This window comes from Rhodococcus sp. P3_B8 (assembly GCF_056402775.1).
In genome coordinates, this window is sequence record NZ_JBFUGT010000123.1 from 1 (window position 1) to 18,550 (window position 18,550).

Annotated in this window: 21 protein-coding genes; 14 read left to right on the top strand and 7 right to left on the bottom strand. The window is 66.4% G+C overall.

Features of this window, described 5'->3' with window-relative positions:
• Positions 1 to 77: 77 nt before the first annotated feature.
• Complete coding sequence (locus AC1D1G_RS27445) at positions 78 to 596, bottom strand: MarR family winged helix-turn-helix transcriptional regulator (RefSeq protein ID WP_283331782.1); 519 nt, start codon at positions 594 to 596, stop codon at positions 78 to 80.
• Positions 597 to 990: 394 nt separating this feature from the next.
• Between AC1D1G_RS27445 and AC1D1G_RS27450 the strand changes: the two genes are divergently transcribed.
• The 3 genes from AC1D1G_RS27450 to AC1D1G_RS27460 all read left to right on the top strand — a co-directional run bounded on the left by AC1D1G_RS27450 (position 991) and on the right by AC1D1G_RS27460 (position 3,382).
• On the top strand, positions 991 to 1,539 hold the full coding sequence (locus tag AC1D1G_RS27450) for an STAS domain-containing protein (protein ID WP_283331783.1): 549 nt from the start codon (positions 991 to 993) through the stop codon (positions 1,537 to 1,539).
• 166 nt (positions 1,540 to 1,705) lie between these two features.
• Positions 1,706 to 1,906 carry a hypothetical protein gene (locus AC1D1G_RS27455; RefSeq protein ID WP_477954476.1) on the top strand — a complete coding sequence of 67 codons (201 nt, stop codon included), beginning with the start codon at positions 1,706 to 1,708 and terminating at the stop codon, positions 1,904 to 1,906.
• Between the two features lie 765 nt (positions 1,907 to 2,671).
• Positions 2,672 to 3,382, top strand: a complete 711-nt coding sequence (locus AC1D1G_RS27460; RefSeq protein WP_477954478.1) for a class I SAM-dependent methyltransferase — start codon at positions 2,672 to 2,674, stop codon at positions 3,380 to 3,382.
• Positions 3,383 to 3,400: 18 nt separating this feature from the next.
• Here AC1D1G_RS27460 and AC1D1G_RS27465 read toward each other — a convergent pair whose 3' ends face one another.
• Both AC1D1G_RS27465 and AC1D1G_RS27470 read right to left on the bottom strand, forming a co-directional pair.
• Complete coding sequence (locus AC1D1G_RS27465) at positions 3,401 to 4,510, bottom strand: MFS transporter (protein WP_477954479.1); 1,110 nt, start codon at positions 4,508 to 4,510, stop codon at positions 3,401 to 3,403.
• Positions 4,511 to 4,686: 176 nt separating this feature from the next.
• Complete coding sequence (locus AC1D1G_RS27470) at positions 4,687 to 5,337, bottom strand: helix-turn-helix domain-containing protein (RefSeq protein ID WP_283331789.1); 651 nt, start codon at positions 5,335 to 5,337, stop codon at positions 4,687 to 4,689.
• Positions 5,338 to 5,593: 256 nt separating this feature from the next.
• Here AC1D1G_RS27470 and AC1D1G_RS27475 point away from each other — a divergent pair, with 256 nt between their 5' ends.
• From AC1D1G_RS27475 to AC1D1G_RS27525, 11 genes are all read left to right on the top strand, one after another.
• The gene (locus AC1D1G_RS27475; RefSeq protein WP_283331790.1) at positions 5,594 to 6,445 is read left to right on the top strand and encodes a sugar phosphate isomerase/epimerase family protein; all 852 of its coding nucleotides are present in this window, start codon (positions 5,594 to 5,596) and stop codon (positions 6,443 to 6,445) included.
• A gap of 44 nt (positions 6,446 to 6,489) precedes the next feature.
• The gene (locus AC1D1G_RS27480; protein WP_283354496.1) at positions 6,490 to 7,215 is read left to right on the top strand and encodes an SDR family NAD(P)-dependent oxidoreductase; all 726 of its coding nucleotides are present in this window, start codon (positions 6,490 to 6,492) and stop codon (positions 7,213 to 7,215) included.
• 14 nt (positions 7,216 to 7,229) lie between these two features.
• A complete protein-coding gene (locus AC1D1G_RS27485) occupies positions 7,230 to 8,126 on the top strand; it encodes an intradiol ring-cleavage dioxygenase (protein WP_477954482.1) in 897 nt (298 codons plus the stop codon).
• Complete coding sequence (locus tag AC1D1G_RS27490; protein ID WP_477954484.1) at positions 8,123 to 9,199, top strand: maleylacetate reductase; 1,077 nt, start codon at positions 8,123 to 8,125, stop codon at positions 9,197 to 9,199. The genes AC1D1G_RS27485 and AC1D1G_RS27490 overlap by 4 nt, the downstream gene beginning before the upstream one ends.
• Before the next feature lie 49 nt (positions 9,200 to 9,248).
• Positions 9,249 to 9,638, top strand: a complete 390-nt coding sequence (locus AC1D1G_RS27495; RefSeq protein ID WP_159922185.1) for a nuclear transport factor 2 family protein — start codon at positions 9,249 to 9,251, stop codon at positions 9,636 to 9,638.
• A 76-nt stretch (positions 9,639 to 9,714) separates the two neighbouring features.
• Entirely contained in the window at positions 9,715 to 10,497 is a 783-nt protein-coding gene (locus AC1D1G_RS27500) for an SDR family NAD(P)-dependent oxidoreductase (protein ID WP_477954486.1), read from the top strand.
• A gap of 258 nt (positions 10,498 to 10,755) precedes the next feature.
• Positions 10,756 to 12,309, top strand: a complete 1,554-nt coding sequence (locus tag AC1D1G_RS27505; RefSeq protein ID WP_283331795.1) for a sugar ABC transporter ATP-binding protein — start codon at positions 10,756 to 10,758, stop codon at positions 12,307 to 12,309.
• Entirely contained in the window at positions 12,302 to 13,300 is a 999-nt protein-coding gene (locus tag AC1D1G_RS27510) for an ABC transporter permease (RefSeq protein ID WP_280783763.1), read from the top strand. The genes AC1D1G_RS27505 and AC1D1G_RS27510 overlap by 8 nt, the downstream gene beginning before the upstream one ends.
• Positions 13,297 to 14,310, top strand: coding sequence for an ABC transporter permease (locus AC1D1G_RS27515; RefSeq protein WP_283331799.1), 1,014 nt, complete (start codon positions 13,297 to 13,299; stop codon positions 14,308 to 14,310). The genes AC1D1G_RS27510 and AC1D1G_RS27515 overlap by 4 nt, the downstream gene beginning before the upstream one ends.
• Positions 14,307 to 15,329 (top strand): sugar ABC transporter substrate-binding protein, encoded by a 1,023-nt coding sequence (locus AC1D1G_RS27520; protein ID WP_477954487.1) that lies wholly within the window; start codon positions 14,307 to 14,309, stop codon positions 15,327 to 15,329. Before AC1D1G_RS27515 ends, AC1D1G_RS27520 begins: the two co-directional genes overlap by 4 nt.
• A 25-nt stretch (positions 15,330 to 15,354) precedes the next feature.
• Complete coding sequence (locus AC1D1G_RS27525; protein ID WP_477954489.1) at positions 15,355 to 16,155, top strand: SDR family NAD(P)-dependent oxidoreductase; 801 nt, start codon at positions 15,355 to 15,357, stop codon at positions 16,153 to 16,155.
• Positions 16,156 to 16,712: 557 nt separating this feature from the next.
• On the opposite strand, the gene AC1D1G_RS27530 is transcribed toward AC1D1G_RS27525, so the two are convergent.
• The 4 genes from AC1D1G_RS27530 to AC1D1G_RS27545 all read right to left on the bottom strand — a co-directional run.
• Positions 16,713 to 16,952: a gas vesicle protein GvpG gene (locus tag AC1D1G_RS27530; protein ID WP_105423879.1), complete on the bottom strand. Its 240-nt coding sequence runs from the start codon at positions 16,950 to 16,952 to the stop codon at positions 16,713 to 16,715.
• Between the two features lie 4 nt (positions 16,953 to 16,956).
• Positions 16,957 to 17,733 (bottom strand): GvpL/GvpF family gas vesicle protein, encoded by a 777-nt coding sequence (locus tag AC1D1G_RS27535; protein WP_477954490.1) that lies wholly within the window; start codon positions 17,731 to 17,733, stop codon positions 16,957 to 16,959.
• Positions 17,733 to 18,116 carry a gas vesicle protein GvpJ gene (gvpJ, locus tag AC1D1G_RS27540; protein WP_280783769.1) on the bottom strand — a complete coding sequence of 128 codons (384 nt, stop codon included), beginning with the start codon at positions 18,114 to 18,116 and terminating at the stop codon, positions 17,733 to 17,735. The genes AC1D1G_RS27535 and gvpJ overlap by 1 nt, the downstream gene beginning before the upstream one ends.
• Positions 18,113 to 18,550: hypothetical protein (locus tag AC1D1G_RS27545; protein ID WP_477954492.1), on the bottom strand; the 438-nt coding region annotated here is incomplete at its 5' end. The genes AC1D1G_RS27545 and gvpJ, both read right to left, overlap by 4 nt.

The window sequence follows — 18,550 nt, forward strand, 5'->3', positions numbered from 1 at the left end:
GGACAGCAGACCGCCGGTGAAGTCCGAGATGCCGTAGAAGAGTGCCGAGTTGAGCGCGAGGAGAGGTCCCATCCGGATTACTTTTCGGTCGCTCTTTCGGCGTTGCCGACCGGACAGACCGCGTCGGTGGTGCATGCCCGGCGATCACAGAGCCGGCAGAGCAATTCCGAGTCACGGACATCCTGGTAAATCCGGGCCAGCAATTTGTCCAGCACACCGGCCAGCGCCTCGCGTTCTTCGTCGTCGAGTGCCGCCAGCAGCGAGGCCAGTCCATCCCCGCGGGCCCCGAGGGCGGCACGCGCTGCCCGCTGCCCTTCCGAAGTGAGGGCGACAGCCCTTTCCCGTCCCGCACCGCGTTTCCGTTGCGCCAAGTTCTTGCCCTCGAGTGACTCGACCATGCGTGCCGCGGCCGATTGAGTCAGGCCCACGCGCCGGCCGAGTTCTGTCACGCTCAGGTCGGGGGTGGCCGACAAGACCACCAGCGCGGCAGCACCGCTCGGGCTGACCTGGCTGACGCGGGTGACCCTCGTGAGAACGAGATCGCTCACAGCCAGCGCCGCGGCCCCGAGGAGGTTGGCCGTGCGACTTCCATGCATGACTCATGCATACCATTCGGTGAGGGTGGCCGTCCAGACCTCACGACGGGGACGGTGTCGCGATCTCGAGAGGGGTCCACAGACCTACCCGGTCGTTCCACAACGTACTGATGCACCTATCCGAGACCGGGCGGGCTTGCGCAGTTCTGCCGCGCAAATCGGGTTCGGCGAGACCGTGCGCGCACTCCCGACCTCGTGCACCGGACCGCAGGACCCCGACGCGTGTGCAGGGTTTCCTTCCGCGCGAAGACGCGTTATCTTCTGATCAGAGGTTGAGATCACAGCCTGGCAGACAACGCCGCCACCGGTTTGGGATCGCCGACTTGTGTGTCGAAGACCCTTCATTCCAGGGTTTGGTTCGGTTCCGCGGCCGGTCACACACCGGGAGCCACCCATGGCCAATTTTCGCACCATCTTCGATTCTCCCGGTCTGACGCGGTCATCGTTGTCCGGGACCGACCTGTGCAGCAACGCCGATCACGGCTTCCGCATCGACATCGACGAACCCACCGGCGGCCCCGGGGTGCTCCGGGTGCGCGGCGACGTCGACGTCGTCACCGCCCCGGTGCTGAGCGCGTGCCTCGCCGAGGCGGTGCTCACCGGCCACAGCGTCGTCGTCGACCTTCTGCGCGTTCCGTTCGTCGGCTGCGCCGGACTGGCTGCACTCGACTACGCCGCCACCCGATTGTCCGAGCAACGATGCCGTCTGACCGTCGCCGCTCCGGCCGGCCTGCACGCGGTCCTGGACCGAATCGGGCTCAGCACGGCGGCGCCCTGCTTCGACACCGTCGCCGAAGCGTTCCACGCAGCACTCGCCTACTCTGCTTCCACCGCAGATCACACACCGACATTTCCGGTCCTCGACCGATCGCGTTCGCTGCATTGCTCTCTCGCGACCCTCCCCTCCCCTACAGCGCTCAACCGGAAAGGCATCGCCCGATGACGAACCAGTACTCAAACCCGCCAGCGTGGTCGACCGCATGGATCAAGCACCACCTCGATCGCATGGAGCACGGCGACGGCGGCAGCGAGGTCGGGAACATGGAAGCGGACGCGGCACGACCCTCGCAGAAACTGCGATAACCGTGGGAACCACTGCGGTGAATCGGATGGTGGCGTTCGAAGTTCGGTGGTGCGCCCTGGGCGGAGGCCCCGCTGAGACGATCATGGCCGACTTCGGCATGGACGCCGCGGCGTTCTTCCGCCACCTGGCCGAATATCTGGAACTTTCCCCGCCCACCCCCCTGCGCCCCGACCTGCTCGAGCGGATGAAGGCCGTCGCGCGACGACGTGTGTGGCTGGCCACCTGAGAAGCCTCGCCGTGGTTTGAGCTGCCCGGGGCACGGGCAGGCCACTCGAACGAAGGAAGGCGGCCCACGTCTCCAATGCTGCAGCGAGTCGTGGCCGCAAGAATATCGGACAGTCACAATCCTCCGAGGACTGGGCGGTCGACGACCCGAAGAAGCGTGCCAAAGATCTGGATTGGAAGGTTATTCGAAGCTGAACAAGAAGTATCTCATCGACGAGCTTCGCAATCACTAGCCGGGCGAGCGTACATCAATCCACCTGAAACAGAGAACGACGACCGACCACATCGACATGAACTTCGGTCGGTGCCCTCGGTCGCCTCTCACCTGCGTCGGCGATGACCATTACCCGATCCGCGGAGCGTCAATCATTGACGCCGGCACCAGGGTTGGTGCGGAGCGTTCGCTGCTCGTCCGGTTGCCGGACCTGAATCCGTCCGCCCCGCACCCGGGCCTCGAACACCTGCCGCGGTCGGGTCGCAGGACCGCGCATTACCCGTCCGTCCACGACACGGAAACGGGCCGGTTCAGCAGAGGGCTCCGTCCATCAGTGCACTAGAGCCCCGAGCCCTGCCGTATCCAACCGAATTGTGAATCGTCTGGAGCCAGAGGTCGGCCATGACGTGCACCCTGCGGGCACACGTGGAGGGTGTGCAGTGCGTTGGGCCGTATCGCGGAGCAAAACGGCGGTGCTGGTCGGCACGGCCGGCATTCGGTCAACGCCGAAAGCGAGCGCGGGCAGCAGCGCTGAAGGCCAGGATGTGAGGTGTGCCCACCCCGCGAGACTATGACGCCGACCCTGGCCGGTTTCGGCGCGGTGTCCGTCTCACCGCGGCCCATGTCCGGCCCGGAGCGGACCTGCACGCCCGGATCGTGCGTCTGCTGCTCGATGCCGGGGCCGCTCGCGTGCTGGACATCGGCTGTGGTGACGGGGCATTGGCCCGGTCCGCGGTCGGCAGCGCGTTACGGGTGTTCGGCATCGATGCCGCGACGGCGATGACAGCAGCGGCGGTGCGGCGCTGCCCGGTGGCGCGAGGCGATGTCATCGCACTGCCCGTCGCGGACGCCGCAGCCGACGCCGTCGTCGCGGTCAACGTCTTGGACCACCTCGACCGGCCCGAGCTGGGCCTGCGCGAGGCCTACCGTGTGTTGCGCCCGGACGGGCTGTTCATCRCCGGCACGATCTCCAGGGTGGATTCCCCGGAGTTGGCGCCGTTCTGGCAACCGGAGCCGACACCGTTCGATGCAGAGGACGCTCAACAGCTGGTCGCCGCCGCCTTCGGGGCGGCTGAGACCGAGCCCTGGGACGCGTCGCTCATCACGCTGCCCGACCGGGACGCTGTGCGGGACTTCCTTCAGGCACGCCTGGTGCCGCACCACCGGGCAGAGCTTCTCGCCGATGCGCTGGCCGACCGCGGGCCCCTGCCGCTGCCGTTGACCAAACGCGGAGCACTCATACTCGCCCGACGCGCATCGTGACCGCCTCATGCGACAGATTCATGACGACCTGCTGTCCCGCAAGGGATCGTCATCCGGTGTTATGGCCATGTAGAGGCCGTTGAGGCGGGCCCGTAGTTCGGGTCCGAGGCTGTAGATGGCGCGTTGTCCGAGCACCACATTGGTCATGACACCGAAGTCGAGCAGAATTGCCGCACCGACGAGGATTGAGAGCCCGAGGGCGGATCCGGCGGGGGCGAGGGCCGCGGCCAGCAGTGCAATCAGGACGCAGCCGATGGCGATCCGCGTCCATGACCGGGTTCGGTTGCGGTCGGCCATTCTGCCGGCGATCGGTGATGCGATGGCTCCGGCGGCTCCGGCGAGGGCGAACAGTGCGACTCCGCTCTGGGACATCTCGAACGCGTCGCTGGTCAGCAGCAGCGGAACGACGGTCCAGAAGAGGCTGAACGACCCGAACAGGCAGGCGTGGTAAAGCGCGCGGCGACGCAGGACCGGGATGTCGCGCACGAGGCGAGGTAGGGATGCCAGCAGTGCGCGGTAGCCCGCGGTGTGTTCGGGCCGCCGGGCGGGCATCGTGAATCGGATCGGGGCGCCGATCATCACGACGAGGAGGGCGGACAGCACGTAGACGGCCCGCCAGGACCACAGGCTCGCAATCAGGCTCGCGGCAGGGCGGGCCAGCATGATTCCGATCGTGAGTCCGCCCATGACCGTGCCGATGACCCGGCCGCGCTGGTGTTCGGGGGCATAGTGCGAGGTGAAGGGAACCAACACCTGGACTGCGACCGCGGCGAGCCCGATGAGTGCGGAGATCACCAGGAAGACAATCGGCGCCGTCACGAGGGCCGCTGCGATGAGGAACACCGTTTCGGCGGCCAGCAGGACCGTTACCAGGGTGCGGTTCTCGTAGAGATCACCGAGTGGCACGACGAGGAGAAGCCCTACGCCGTAGCCGATCTGGGTGAGTGTGACGATCAGCCCCGCTGACTGGGCAGGTAGGCCTAGCGATGCACTGATCTCGCCGATCAGGGGCTGCGAGTAGTAGAGATTGGCGACCACCACTGCGCAGGCAGTCGCGATCAGCAGCACCAGCCAGGTCGGCATGGCCGCACGGGTCCCGGTGGCCGGGGTGGTATCGGCTCGGGGCATCGAGGTTCCTCTCGGCAGCGACAGGTGTGCACGCCGTCGGACAGTTATTCACGGAAGGTGGTGCGCGCACCACGCAGCCCAGAGGTCGCCCTCAGGGGGCGGTGCAGGCGACTCACCGGCAGGCAGCGATCAGGCGGAGGTGATCGCCGGGGTGTTGGGGGGACAGGCTGGCGGGTTTACCTGAACGTGGGCAGATGGGTGCGGCCCTGGCCGCTGCCGTTGGCGGTTCGCATCGCGTCGAGTAGCGATTTGACGTCGGCGGTGTGGGTCGCGCTGTCGAAGACGAACCAGACGCCGCGGGCGGGAACCGTGCCCGGGTTGTAGAACAGGTGTGGCCGGCTCGAGTCGAAGCAGAACGAATCGCCGGGGCCCAGATCGTGTTCGTCGAAGTCGAGCCGCAGCCGCAGCGTGCCTTCGAGGATGTACGCGAACTCGGCTCCGTCGTGGCGCATCTGTTTGCCGTCGACCGAGCTGGAGGCGCCGACCTCGTAGGTGACGTAGAGCGGTTCGATCTCGGTGCGCCCCCCGGTGGCCAGCCGCTGCCAGGTGACCCCGTTTTCCATTTCGAGGACGGGATTGTCTGCGGCGCGCTGGATACCGGCCGCCGCGTCGCGGTTCTGCGGGAGCTCGACGTCGAGACCGCTGCGACCGGACACTATTTGGTCGAGGGAGACCTCGAGCACGGTCGCGAGACCGAAGAGCGTTTTCACCGACGGCTGGGTTTTTCCGTTCTCGACCTGCGAGAGCAGGCTGGTGGAGATGCCGAGCTGATCGGCGATCTGGCGCAGTGACAGTTTCTTGTCCAGGCGGGCCCGCTTCAAGGCCACGCCGATTTCCTCTTCCACCACTGTGCCCCGTTCTGTGTGTCTGACGCTCGATATCCACTCTGGCTTAACTCCGGCAGTGGTGCAACACCGCAGTTCATCGCCCGATGTTGACATTCACACTACACGACTTGCATGATTGGAGTCACAGATTTAAGCCAGGATGAATTATTGAGTTGGTCGGTCTGGCATCGTCGTAAACCTGCGCTACGTCGCAGGATGCAACCCATCCAACCCCCTCTGGAAGGAAGAATTGATAGTGAGCAAGATCGAATTGATCGCTGGAACGTGGACGACCGCTGGTGACGCCGACGCCGGCAACGCGGAGAACGATCGCAGTCCGCACAGCTTCCAGGAGCGCATCGAGGTTGCCGCGAAGGCCGGATTCACCGGCGTGGGCATTGGTTACCTGGATCTTCTCGACGCCGAGCAGCAGTACGGGTTCCCCACCGTCAAGACCATGCTCGCCGACAACGGCATCGCTCACCTCGAGCTCGAGTTCCTGGAGAACTGGTTTCTCACCGACGACCGCCGGGCGGCCGCGGACGAGATTCGCGCGAACATGTTCCGGGCCGCCGAAGCCCTCGGCGCCCGCCACATCAAGGTCGGCGGCGACTTCAGCGGTGGTGAATTCGATGCGGACCACATGGCGGCCGAGTTCGTGAAGCTCTGCACCGACGCTGCAAATGCCGGTACCACGGTGGTGTTCGAGCCGATGCCGTTCGTGAACGTCAAGACGCCGCAGCAGGCACTCGAGTTCATCGCCAAGGCCGATCATCCCGCTGGCGGGTTGTTGATCGACATTTGGCACGTCGCCCGCGCCGGCGTCGACTTCGACACTCTCGCCGACATCCCGGCGAAGTATATCTTCGACGTCGAACTCGACGATGCTCCATTGACGTTCGAAGGTGACCTCATCGCCGACACCTTCAACGGTCGCCGGCTTCCCGGTGAGGGCGAACTCGACATCCAAGGCTTCGTCGACGCCATCCGTAAGACCGGCTACGACGGAATCTACGGCGTGGAGATCCTGTCCGCCGCGTACCGCAAGCTCCCGATCGGCGAGGCCGTTCCCGCCGCCTATGAAGCGTCGATGAAGTACCTGCGCTGACCTGGCCTGATACGGATCGAATACCGAAAGAAGAGGACATCGCAATGGCGCGGTTGGATCAGAAGGTAGCTATCGTCACCGGCGGAGCTCGCGGTATCGGCCGCGCCACGGCCGAACTGTTCGCCGAGGAAGGCGCGAGGGTGGTGGTCGGCGACCTGCGCGAGCCGGAGCCGTTCGATCACCCGAACATCACCTTCACGCCCCTAGACGTCACCCAACTCGACAGCTGGCAGGGGCTCGTCGACTCGGTGATCGCCGCGCATGGGCGGATCGACATCCTGGTCAACAACGCCGGCCTGGTCGGCTCCTACGAAGCGATCGCCAAGATCGACCTCAACGACTGGCACAACATCATCGCGGTCAACCAGACCGGGGTCTTCTACGGCATGCGCTCGGTCCTGCCGACGATGCAGGCCCAGCACGCCGGCTCGATCGTCAACGTCTCGTCGATCTGGGGCATCGTCGGCGCCGCCGGAGTCTCGGCCTACCAGGCCAGTAAGGCCGCGGTGCGGATGATGAGCAAGAACGCCGCCCTGTCGTACGTCGACGACGGCATCCGGGTCAACTCCCTGCACCCAGGTCTGGCCAGCACCCCGATGATCGACGCTCAGGACGAGGCGATCACCGCCGACGTGATCGCCGCCACCCCGATGAAGCGTGCCGCCAATCCCCGCGAAATCGCCTACGGCGCACTGTTCCTCGCCAGCGACGAGGCCAGCTACGTCACCGGCATCGAACTGCCGGTCGACGGCGGCTACACCGCACCGTGAAAGGAGTTGAACCGATGACCGATCGTGGACTGTTCACCGAAGGCCGCTCAGCCGAGGTGGTGATCGACAGCCTCGGAGCCGACACCGATCCCCGGCTGCGGCAGATTCTGACCTCCCTGATCCAGCACCTGCACGACTTCGTCAAGGACGTCCAGCTCACCGAGTCCGAGTGGGAGAAGGGCATCGAGTTCCTCACCCGCACCGGGCACACCTGCAACGACGTACGTCAGGAATTCATCCTGCTCTCCGACGTCMTCGGGGTATCGATGCTGGTCGAGACGATCAACCAACGCGCCCTCGATCACGCCACCGAGCAGACCGTTCTGGGCCCGTTCCACATGGTCGACTCCCCGCCGCGCGAGCTCGGCGACACCATCGCCCTCGACGACGGTGGTGAGCCGTGCCTGGTGACCGGGCAGGTCCGCAGCGCGGACGGCACCCCCTTGGCCGGGGCGAGCGTGGACGTGTGGCAGGCCAACGCCGAAGGCTTCTACGACGTCCAGCAACCCGGCATCCAGCCGGAACTGAACCTGCGCGGGTTATTCACCACCGACGACGAGGGCAAGTTCTGGTTCCGCTCGATCGTTCCCCGGTACTACCCCATCCCCGACGACGGACCGGTGGGGGAACTGCTGGCGATCACCGGACGCCATCCCAACCGGCCGGCGCACGTGCATTTCATCGTCACCGCACCCGGCCACGAACCGGTCACCACCCACCTGTTCGTCGACGGCACCCCCTATATCGACTCCGATGTCGTGTTCGGGGTCAAGGAAAGCCTGATCCGGGAGTTCCCGGTGGTCGATGACCCGAAACGGGCCCGCGAGCTCGGGTTCGGCAATCCTTTTCGCACGGTCCATTTCGATGTGACCTTGCTCGAATCCGAGGTACGAGAGGCGGCCGGACTGTGACCTTCACCAGCTCCTTCCACTATCAGGCCCTGCCGATGCGGGTGAGCTTCGAAGTCGGCGCGGTGACCAAGGTCGGGGAGGAACTCGACCGACTCGGGCTGAGCCGGGCGCTGGTGCTGTGCACCCCCGAGCAGAACCACCTGGCCGATCTCGTCATGGATCACCTCGGTGACCGCGGTGCCGGCATCTTCGACCAGGCCCGCATGCACGTGCCGGTCGAGACCGCGGACCGCGCCCGGGACCGGGCCCGCGAGCTCGGCGCGGACAGCTGCGTGGTGATCGGCGGTGGTTCCTCGATCGGCCTCGGCAAGGCGATCGCCCTCGAACACGGGCTACCGATCATCGCGATCCCCACCACCTACGCCGGATCGGAGATGACCCCGATCTGGGGTCTGACCCGCGACGGGCGCAAGCAGACCGGGCGCGACGCGAAGGTACTGCCGCAGAGCGTCATCTACGACCCACAGCTGACCGCCACGCTGCCGGCGGAGATCTCGGCCGCCAGCGGTCTGAACGCGGTCGCGCATGCCGTCGAGGCGCTCTATGCCCCGGACGCCTCGCCGATCATCTCGCTGATGGCCGAAGAGGGAGTATGCGCCTTCGCCGAATCTCTGGCTGCGGTAGTCGCCGACGGCAACGATCTCGACGCCCGATCGAAAGCCCTCTACGGAGCATGGCTGTGCGGCGCCTGCCTGGGGGCGACCACGATGTCGCTGCACCACAAGCTCTGCCACGTCCTCGGCGGATCCCTCGACCTGCCGCACGCCCAGACGCACGCGATCGTGCTGCCCTACGTGCTGGCCTACAACGAATCCCACGCCCCGGCAGCGCGGGCCGCCTTGCAGCGGGCCCTGGGCACCGACGGTGATCCGTCGACCGCGTTGTGGGACCTCGAACAGCAACTGCAGATCCCGCACTCGCTCGAAGAACTGGGCGTGCGCGAAACCCAACTCCCTGCCGTCATCGACGAGGTCCTGTCCAACCCCTACTCGAACCCGACCCCGGTCACCGAGGACGGGCTGCGCCACCTCCTCGGCCAGGCTCTGCGCGGCGATCGGCCCACCCGCCGATGACCCGGTACGACACCCACCCTCACCCACCCTGAACAGCACAGGAGCCGACGTGACAGCTACCCACGACGCGACGACTACCATCCGGGATCTCGAAAACGCCCGGTACCGGGCGATCGTCGACCAGGACCTGGCCCGGTTCGCCGAGCTCAGCCACCCCGACCTGGCCTACTCGCACTCCTCCGGCGACACGGACAGCCTCGACTCCTACCTCGACAAGGTGCGGTCGGGCTACTACGTCTATCACGACATCGACCACCCGATCGAGTTCATCCGGATCGTCGACGACGTCGCGCTCGTCATCGGTGAGATGAACGCCAGCATCACCGCCGGCGGACGCGAGAAGAAGCTGCGTAACCGGTGCCTGGCCGTATGGAAGTACACCGATGATGCGGGCTGGCGATTCCTCGCCTACCAGCCCACCCCGGTGCCCACCGCGTAAACCCCCTCACCCGACTCCCCCGTGCACCGGTGTGCCGGCGGAGCTCACCCCACCCGAACACCAGATTGGATTCCCCATGTCCACCCTCGAGAACAAGATCGCCATCGTCACCGGAGCCAGCCGCGGACTCGGTGAGGGCATCGCCGTCGAACTCGCCCGGCGCGGGGCCACCGTCGTCTGCGCCGACCTGCACAGCGCCGAGGACACCGYCGCCACGCTGCAGTCCGCCGGCAGCCCGAAGAGCAGCTCCGCCAAGGTCGACGTGTCCAGCGCGGCGTCGGTGGACGAGTTGGTCGGTTCCACTGTCGAGACGCACGGGCGCCTGGACATCATGGTCAACAACGCCGGCATTTACACCTACGGTGCAATCGCCGACGTCACCGACGAAGACTTCCGCCGCACCATGGACGTCAACATCGGCGGCGTCTTCAACGGATCCCGTGCGGCCGCCCGGGTGATGAAAGAGCAAAAGTCGGGGCGGATCATCAACACCGCCTCCCAGCTCGGCAAGCTCGCCCGCCCCAACGAGGGGGTCTACTCCGCATCGAAGGCGGCCGTCATCTTGATGACGCAGGCCCTCGGGCTGGAACTGGCGCCCTACAACATCACCGTCAACGCCATCTGCCCCGGCTGCATGCACACCGAGATGATGGAGAAGTCGTTCGCGGAAATCGCTCAGAGCGAGGGAATTACGCTCGAGCAGAAGCTGCAGGACTACCTCGACGCCAAGATCCCCACGGGACGTTTCGGCACTCTCGAGGACATGGGCAGGATGGTCGCCTGGCTGGCCTCCGACGAGGCCTCGTTCACCACCGGTTCCGCCCTCAACCTCACCGGCGGCGAGCAGGTCTTCTTCTAGACCTCCGGCCGCCCCTGCGCAGACACCGCGGTGGTAACCGGTCGGGATTCACCCGATCGGTTACCACCGCGTCTGCATTTAGCCGCAGTGAATCTTTCCCGGTATAACTCTAAAGTCCCCTGGTGTTGACAGTCACACTGAACTAAATGCTATGGTGGACGTCACACGGTTAAGTAACGATGAAAAGCCGTCTGGGGCGTCTCTACCCCCACGCCCCGCAGTACCGCGTTATTTCCCAGCCTGTATCAGGAGCCCTCCGTGACCTCACAGATTCCCGCTTCGTCACCCGCTGCCATCGAGGCGACCGGGGTCAGCAAGCACTTCGGCGGTGTGCACGCGCTCAAAGACGTGAGCATCCGCATCGACTCCGGTACCTGCCACGCCATCGTCGGCGCGAACGGCGCCGGCAAATCCACGCTGATGAAGGTGCTCGCCGGCCTCTACAGCCCCAACGAGGGTCAGGTGCTGGTCTCCGGGCAACCGCTGTCCGGGGGAACCGTAGCGTCCAAGGCCGCCGGCATCGCACTGGTCCATCAGGAACTGAGCCTGTGCCCGGACCTCACCGTTGCCGAGAACATCTGCGTCGGAACCACTCCCACCAAACACGGACTCGTCGACCGCAAAGCCATGCGCTCGATCGCCGCCGCACTGTGCGCGCGGCTGGGCGTGAACATCGACCCCGACACCCTCGTCGGTCAGCTGCCGGCGACCCTGCAACAGTTCGTCGAGATCGCCAAGGCGTTGCGCCTGGACCCGCAGATCCTCATCCTCGACGAGCCCACCGCCTCCCTGACACCCCAGGAGACCGACCAGCTGCTCGAACTGCTCGAGTCCCTGCGCGATCAGGGTGTGACCATCGTGTACATCTCGCACCGGCTGCGGGAGATCTTCGAACTGTGCAGCCGCGCCACCGTGCTCCGCGACGGCCGCCTGGTCGAGCACCTCGACCTCGCCGAGACCACCACGGATCGACTGGTCGAGAGCATGGTCGGGCAGAAACTGCTCGACCAGGAACAACACGAGCGGGAAGAGAAAACCGACTCATTCGGTGAGGTGGTGCTGTCCGTCGACAACCTCTGGGCGCCGGGGGTGTTCGGCACCAGCCTCGAGGTCCGTGCCGGCGAGGTCCTCGGTCTCGGCGGTCTGATGGGCTCGGGCCGCAGCGAACTGGTTCGGGCCATCCTCGGCCTCGAACCCCGCTCCCGCGGATCGGTCACCCTCAGCTACGACGGCCACCGCCGCACCATCAGTTCCTACCGCTCCGCGGTCCGGTCCGGCGTCGCCTTCGTCCCGGAAGACCGCCGCACCGAAGGGGTGCTGCTGGCCCGGTCGGTGCGCGAGAACCTGGCGCTGCCCTCGCTGACCGCGCTGAGCCGGTTCGGACAGATCCGCACCAAGGCACTGAAAAAGATGGCCACCGGCCTCGCCGGCGAGGTCAACCTGCGCCCCGCCAACACCTCGGCCACCGTGAAACTGCTCAGCGGCGGCAACCAGCAGAAGGTCGCTTTCGGCCGGTGGCTGCCCACCAATCCGCGATTGTTCGTCCTGGACGAGCCGACCGCCGGCGTCGACGTCGGAGCCAAGGCCGAAATCCACGAACTGGTCCGCAACCTCACCGCGAAGGGCACCGCCGTCATCGTCGTCTCCTCCGACCTCGAGGAACTGCTGTCGTTGTCGGACCGGATCGCGGTCCTGCGTGACGGCACGATCACCGGCGAACTGTCCGCCGCCGAGGCCGACCAACAGGCCATCGTCCGGCTCGGCACCCATCACGACACCACGCACCAACGCAAGGAAGCCGCACATGTCTGACACCCAGATCGCGCCGGCAGGGAAGGTCGCACCTTACGTGCCGCCCCTGCGGCGCAAATTCGATGAGAACCCCACCGCCATCGTGGTCACCGGGGCGCTGATCGCACTACTGCTGTTCGCCGCGGTCGGACTCGACGGTTTCTGGTCCGCACAGAACCTCGGCACGCTGCTGCGTAACAGCGCCTTCCTCGGATTCGTCGCACTGGCAATGACGTTCGTGGTCGTCTCGGGCCTGATCATCGACCTGTCGGTGGTGCCGCAAATCGCCCTCGCCGCCATCGTCGTGATCGCGTTGAGCCCGCACGGCATCGCCGTGGCCGCACCGGCCGCGATCCTGGCGTGCCTGGGGTTCGCGATCGTCAACGGCATCGGCGCCGGACTGATGCGCGGCAACGGAGTCATCGTCACCCTGGCCACCGCCACCGCCGGCATGGGCGTGCTCAACTACATCACCGGTGGGGCCCAGTACTCCGGAAACACCACGCTGCTGTCGTGGATCGGCAACGCCTCCGTCGCCGGCATTCCGGTGGTGTTCCTGATCTTCGCCGTCGTGGCCGTGCTCGCCCACAACCTGCTCTCCGCCACCAGCTTCGGGTACTCGCTGCGGGCCACCGGCACCAACCGCGGTGCCGCCCGGATCGCCGGCCTGAACACCACCCGCACCCTCACCCTCACCTTCGCCGTCTCCTCGCTCGGGGCCGCCGCGGCGGGCATGGCGCTGGCCGGCTACAGCTCGAGTGCTGTCTCGACGATGTCCGCCGGCTACGACTTCAACGCCCTCGCCGCCGTCGTCATCGGTGGCACCAGCCTCTTCGGCGGCCGCGGGTCGATCCTGGGCACCGTCCTCGGTGTCGCGTTCGTCCAGGTGCTGCTCAGTGTGCTGTCCCTGGCCGGGTTGCCGTTCCAATGGCAACAGTTCGTGCAGGGCTTCATCATCGTCGCGACCCTCGCGGCGGACGCCATCCTGCGCCGACGTGGAGGTCTCAAATGAACGGCCACACTCTTCTGACCCAGTTCAAGAGCTGGACCGCATTCCGGGCGGTGATCCTGCTGGCCCTGGTCGTCGTGGTGCTGCTGGCGGTACAGCCAACCGCACTCGGCTCCTACGGCATCGCCCTGTCCCGCATCGTCGACGTGTGGCTGGTGGCGATCGCGCTGGTCCCGGTCCTCGTCCTCGGCGAGATCGACCTCAGCGTCGGATCGACCATGGCCGTCACCGCGGCCGTCGCCGCGCAGGTCTCCGGCAACCTCGCCGTCTCGATCCCCCTCGCGCTGATCACCGGTGCGGTGGTGGGACTGATCAACGGTCTCCTGGTCGTCAAGGTCGGCATCAACTCCTTCATCACCACCCTCGGCATGCTGATCACCCTGCAAGGTCTCGCACTCGCGATCACCGACGGCGCCCCGGTGCCGCTGCAGGACTCCACCCGGGCCCTGGAATTCAGCGTCCCGCTGATCGGGCAGATCACCCCGGACATCATCATCGCCGTCGCCGCGACCGCCGCCCTGTGGTTCTTCATGACCAAGATGCGTACCGGCCGCGAGCTCTACATCATCGGCGGCAACGCCGAAGCCGCGGCGTCGGGCGGGATCTCGATCGACACCCGCAAGATCCTCGCCTTCATCATCTGCAGCTGCGTTGCCGGCCTCGCCGGTGTCGTCGACACCCTCAACCTGGTCGCCGCCTCACCCACCCTGGGATCGACGGTGATGCTGCTGGCGATCGCGGCCGCCGTCGTCGGCGGTGCAAGCCTTTCCGGTGGCCGCGCCAGCGTGATCGGCGCCGTCATCGGGGCGGTCGCACTCGGCGGCATCAGCATCGGCCTGCAGATGAGCGGGCTGGACTCGAGCGTCGAGAGCATCGCCATCGGCGCGATCCTGTTCGCCGCGATCGTCTTGACCAAGGAGGGTGTGCGGGCCCTGCGGCTGCCGTCGCTGCTCGGTCCCCTCACCGGTGCATCCTCGGACCACACAGCTGCCGCAGCAGGAAAGGCACGATGATGGCGCACAAGAATTCACTGTTCCGCCGGGTCGCACTCGCGATCGCCGTCTGCGCGGCCACCGTGCTGACCGGCACCGCGTGCGGCGCTCCCGGCGCGGCAACCGACAACGAGGACTGGCCGACCATCGCTTTCCTCGTGCCGATGGACCGCAACCACGAGTACGGCCGCAACTACGTCTCGTCCCTGCGGAAGGCAGCCGAAGAACACCACGTCAACGCGTTCGTGATGAACTCGAACTACGACGCCTCGGTGCAGGCGTCGCAGATGAAGATCGCGATCGCCAAGAAGGTCGACGGCATCGTCATCTGGCCCGCGCTCTACGGCGCCGAACAGCCGATGCTGATCCAGGCCCAGCGGGCAGGAATTCCGGTCGACATCAGCAACTCCCAGCCCCCCGAGGACCTCGACACCAGCCTGTACCACGCGTTCACCGGACCGAACGACCAACGAATCGGCGAACTCCAGGGCAAGGAACTCGCGAAGCTGCTCGGCGGCAAGGGAACCTACGTCTACATCGGCGGCACCCCCGGCAACGCGGCCGCGATCAACCGTCAGATCGGCCTCGAACGCGAGATGGCCAACCACCCCGACATCAAGCTCCTCGGCTCCCAGCCGGGCAACTTCGACAAGAACCAGGCCCAGACCGCAGCGAGCTCACTGATCAGCCGATTCGGCAACCAGATCGATGCCCTCGTCACCCCGGACGACATCATGGCCTCCGGCGCCGCCCAAGCCCTCGACGCCGCGGGGATGGCCGGACAGGTCAAACTCCTCGGCCACAACTACGCCCCGGTCGCCCGGACCCTGCTCGAGAACGGCTCCATGGCGACGACACTGTTCCAATCCCCGTGCTGGGACTCCACCCACGCCCTGACCACCATGACGGACGTCCTCGCCGGCAAGGACGTACCGCCGGTCAGCTACATGCCGCTGCCGGTGGTCACCAAGGACAACCTCGACGAGTTCACCCCCAACGGCTGCCTGCCCGAGGGGTACTCCGAACCCGCCACCAACTAACGCCCCACGCCCGAGAGGAATCACGATGGAAACCGGACTAGGGGACAAGGTCGTCGTCATCACCGGCGCCGGCTCCGGAATCGGAGCCGCATCCGCACGCGCCTTCGCCGCGGAAAACGCCCGCCTCGCCCTGCTCGACCGCGACCGGCACGGCCTCGACCTCCTCGCCAAGGAACTCGAGCAGGTCACCGAGGTGCACTACGCCGTGGCCGATCTGAGCACCGAGACCGGAGTGACCGGCGGCCTCGACGAGGTCCTCGATCCCTACGACGGCCGGGTGGACGTATTGTTCAACAACGTCGGCGCCGGCAGCCTGGGAACCTTCGACAGCCTCACCGACACCGACTGGGTCTCCACCCTCGAACTGAACTTCCTCAGCCAGGTCCGCGCCGCCACCCACGTGCTGCCGGCCATGCGGGCCGCCGGACGCGGTGTCATCGTCAACAACGCCTCGGACCTGGGCCGCCAGCCGATCGCCGCCGGACCGGACTACGCCGCGTCCAAGGCAGCCATCCTGTCGTTCACCAGCTCGCTGGCCATCAGCGAAGGGCCACTCGTGCGAGTCAACGCGGTCGCACCCGGCCCCATTCTCTCGCCGATGTGGCTGATGGAGGGCGGCCTCGCCGACACCTTCGCCGCCGTCCACGGCGTGCACCGCGACGAGTCCATCGACGTCGAGATGAAACATCGCGGACTTCCTCTGCAGCGCATCGGAACTCCGGAGGAAGTGGCCAACGTGGTGGTCTTCCTCGCCTCCGACCTCGCCTCGTACGTCACCTCCTCGGTCTACGGCGTCGACGGCGGATCATTCCGCAGCATCACCTGACCCACAGCGCACACGCGCACGGAATCGGGGCCTGTCAGAACATCGACAGGCCCCGATGCGTCGTGTCGCCACCTTCCTGGGCTGGGTTCTGCGCTCCACGTCGCCCTCCCGATATTCGCTTGCACTAAAGTTGTGTGCGCATGGCGAACCGGCTCGTCCGCTCGGTCAGTGCTACTCCGCGATGTCGTTTCGACCGCGTCCGCGTGAACCCGGAACCCCGCAGGACTGAACGATTTACGGTTCACGCAAACGGTTCTCGTCCATACCGGCTCGCTGAGCGCATCGACTGACCGACGGTCGAGGACAGGAGGGTCGGATTCTTACCAGGCGTGACCTGCACGAGAAGTGTGTTGACAACCACGGACGCACCCGCGCCATTGCCGCCGCCATCAGCACCGGTCTCGCGCGCGGTGACGATCCTGACAGTATCGAGGAACGGATCCGGTGCGCCGAACCGGCTGGCCTTCCCCTCAGCCTCTGATAAGGCTGGCAGCCGTCTTTCGTTTCCGCCGTTGCGGCGGATCGGGTCTCGGTGCTGCCGTGTTTGCCCTACTCAGTCAGGGGATGGATTCGCCACCGCCCGTCATCTGGTCGAGGATCGCCTGCTGCGCCTGCATTTCCTCTTCCTCGGTGATCTCACCACGTTCCCGGGCCTCCTCGAGTTCCTCGAGCGCCCGGCGGGCGCGCGCCGGATCGTGCAACTCCTGCTCGACCTGCCGCTGGATCAACTCCGCCAGCGAGATCACCCCTTTGACCGGTTGCAGTGGCAAGGTGACGATGAACGAGAACAGACCCATGCCTTCAGCCCTGCCCCTCAGGCTTCGGGGTGACCACGAAGTCGTATGCCGCTTGCGGTCCGAGCAGCTTCATCTCCACCCGCCCGTCCCACTCCTGGACCAGCTCACTGAGCACCTGTTCGAGCTCGTCCTGACGCTCGACATCGGCGAGCAGCGCCACCTGCACGGCCTCCTCCTCGTGCGTGGGTTCGCGCACGTTCACGGAAGAGGCGAGATCGTCGAGCGCCTCGACGACCCTGCGGGTGTCCTGTTCGCGTTTGGCTGCGATCGCGTTGCTCACCAGTTCCCCCAAGGCCATCCGTGCCTGCCGGCCCGCGTCCTCCGACTTGTCGCGGATCTCCTCGCGCAGCGCCGCCGCCTGATCGTCCTCGTCGAGGATCTCCCGCAGGATCGCCTTCTCCACGTACCGGCCTTTCATGATGTACTGGGCCTTGCCCGCCAATTGCTCGAGCGCAGAACTGAACTCGTCCGCGTGCGCCGACAGCAGTTCCTCCTGCACGGCGTCGGCGTCACTGAGCACCGCACCGAACCGCAGCGGTAGCACCGGCGCCACCCCGGCCACCCCGTCCAGCAGATCCGCATGCGCCCGCAGGTCCCCGGGCGCCCCGAGCGCCCGATCCACCGACAGTCCGCTCACCAGGGCGGCAATGTCACCCTGAGTGATCACCTCCACGGTGCCGTCCGCGACCCCGGTCGCATCCTCGGCGACCTCGACGTCGGCCGGGACGATGCCGTAGACATACACACCGGTCGTCTTCTTCGTCTGCTCCGGGGTAGCCATCACCGGTCACCTCGCGTCGACCTGCGCGACACTCGTTCTCGCTCTGGTTCTTCCTCTTCCTCCCCGCCCCCGAGGAGGCCGCCGAGCTTCTCCCCCGCCGATTCGAGCGCCCCCTTCGTCTTGTGCTTGGCACCGCCCTCGGTGGCACCCGAGACGATCTCTGACAGCCCCTTCGGCTCGCTGCCGATCTCGAGCCGGTTCACCGCCTCCGCGAACCGCAGGTAGGTGTCGACGCTGGCGACGACAACGCGGGCGTCGATCGTCAGCAGTTCGATGCCGACCAGCGAGACCCGCACGTACGCGTCGATCACCAGACCCTTGTCGAGGATGGTGTCGATGACGTCGGCGAGACTGCTCGAGCTGGGTCCACCGGCCGTGGTCATGCGCGTGCTCCTCTCCTACGCCGCGGCGTTGCCTTCTTCGCTGCGGTCTTCTTTGCAGGGGTCTTCTTCGCTGTGGTCTTCTTCGCTGTGGTCTTCTTCGCTGTGGTCTTCTTTGCGGGGGCCTTCTTCGCGGGGGCCTTCTTCGCGGGGGCCTTCTTTGCTGCGGCCTTCCGGGGACGACGCCGCCGCGGCTCGGGACGCCGGCGCGGCGCGGGCTCCTCCTCGGGTTCTTCCTCCTCGTCCTCGGCGGTCTCTTCCTCCGGCTCCTCGTCCTCGTCCTCTCCGGTCTCGTCCTCCGGCTCCTCCTCCTCGTCCTCTCCGGTCTCGTCCTCCGGCTCCTCCTCCGCCTCGGCGGTGTCTTCCTCGGGTTCGTCCTCGTACTCGTCGGTCTCGTCCTCGGGTTCCTCCTCCTCGTACTCGGCGGTGTCTTCCTC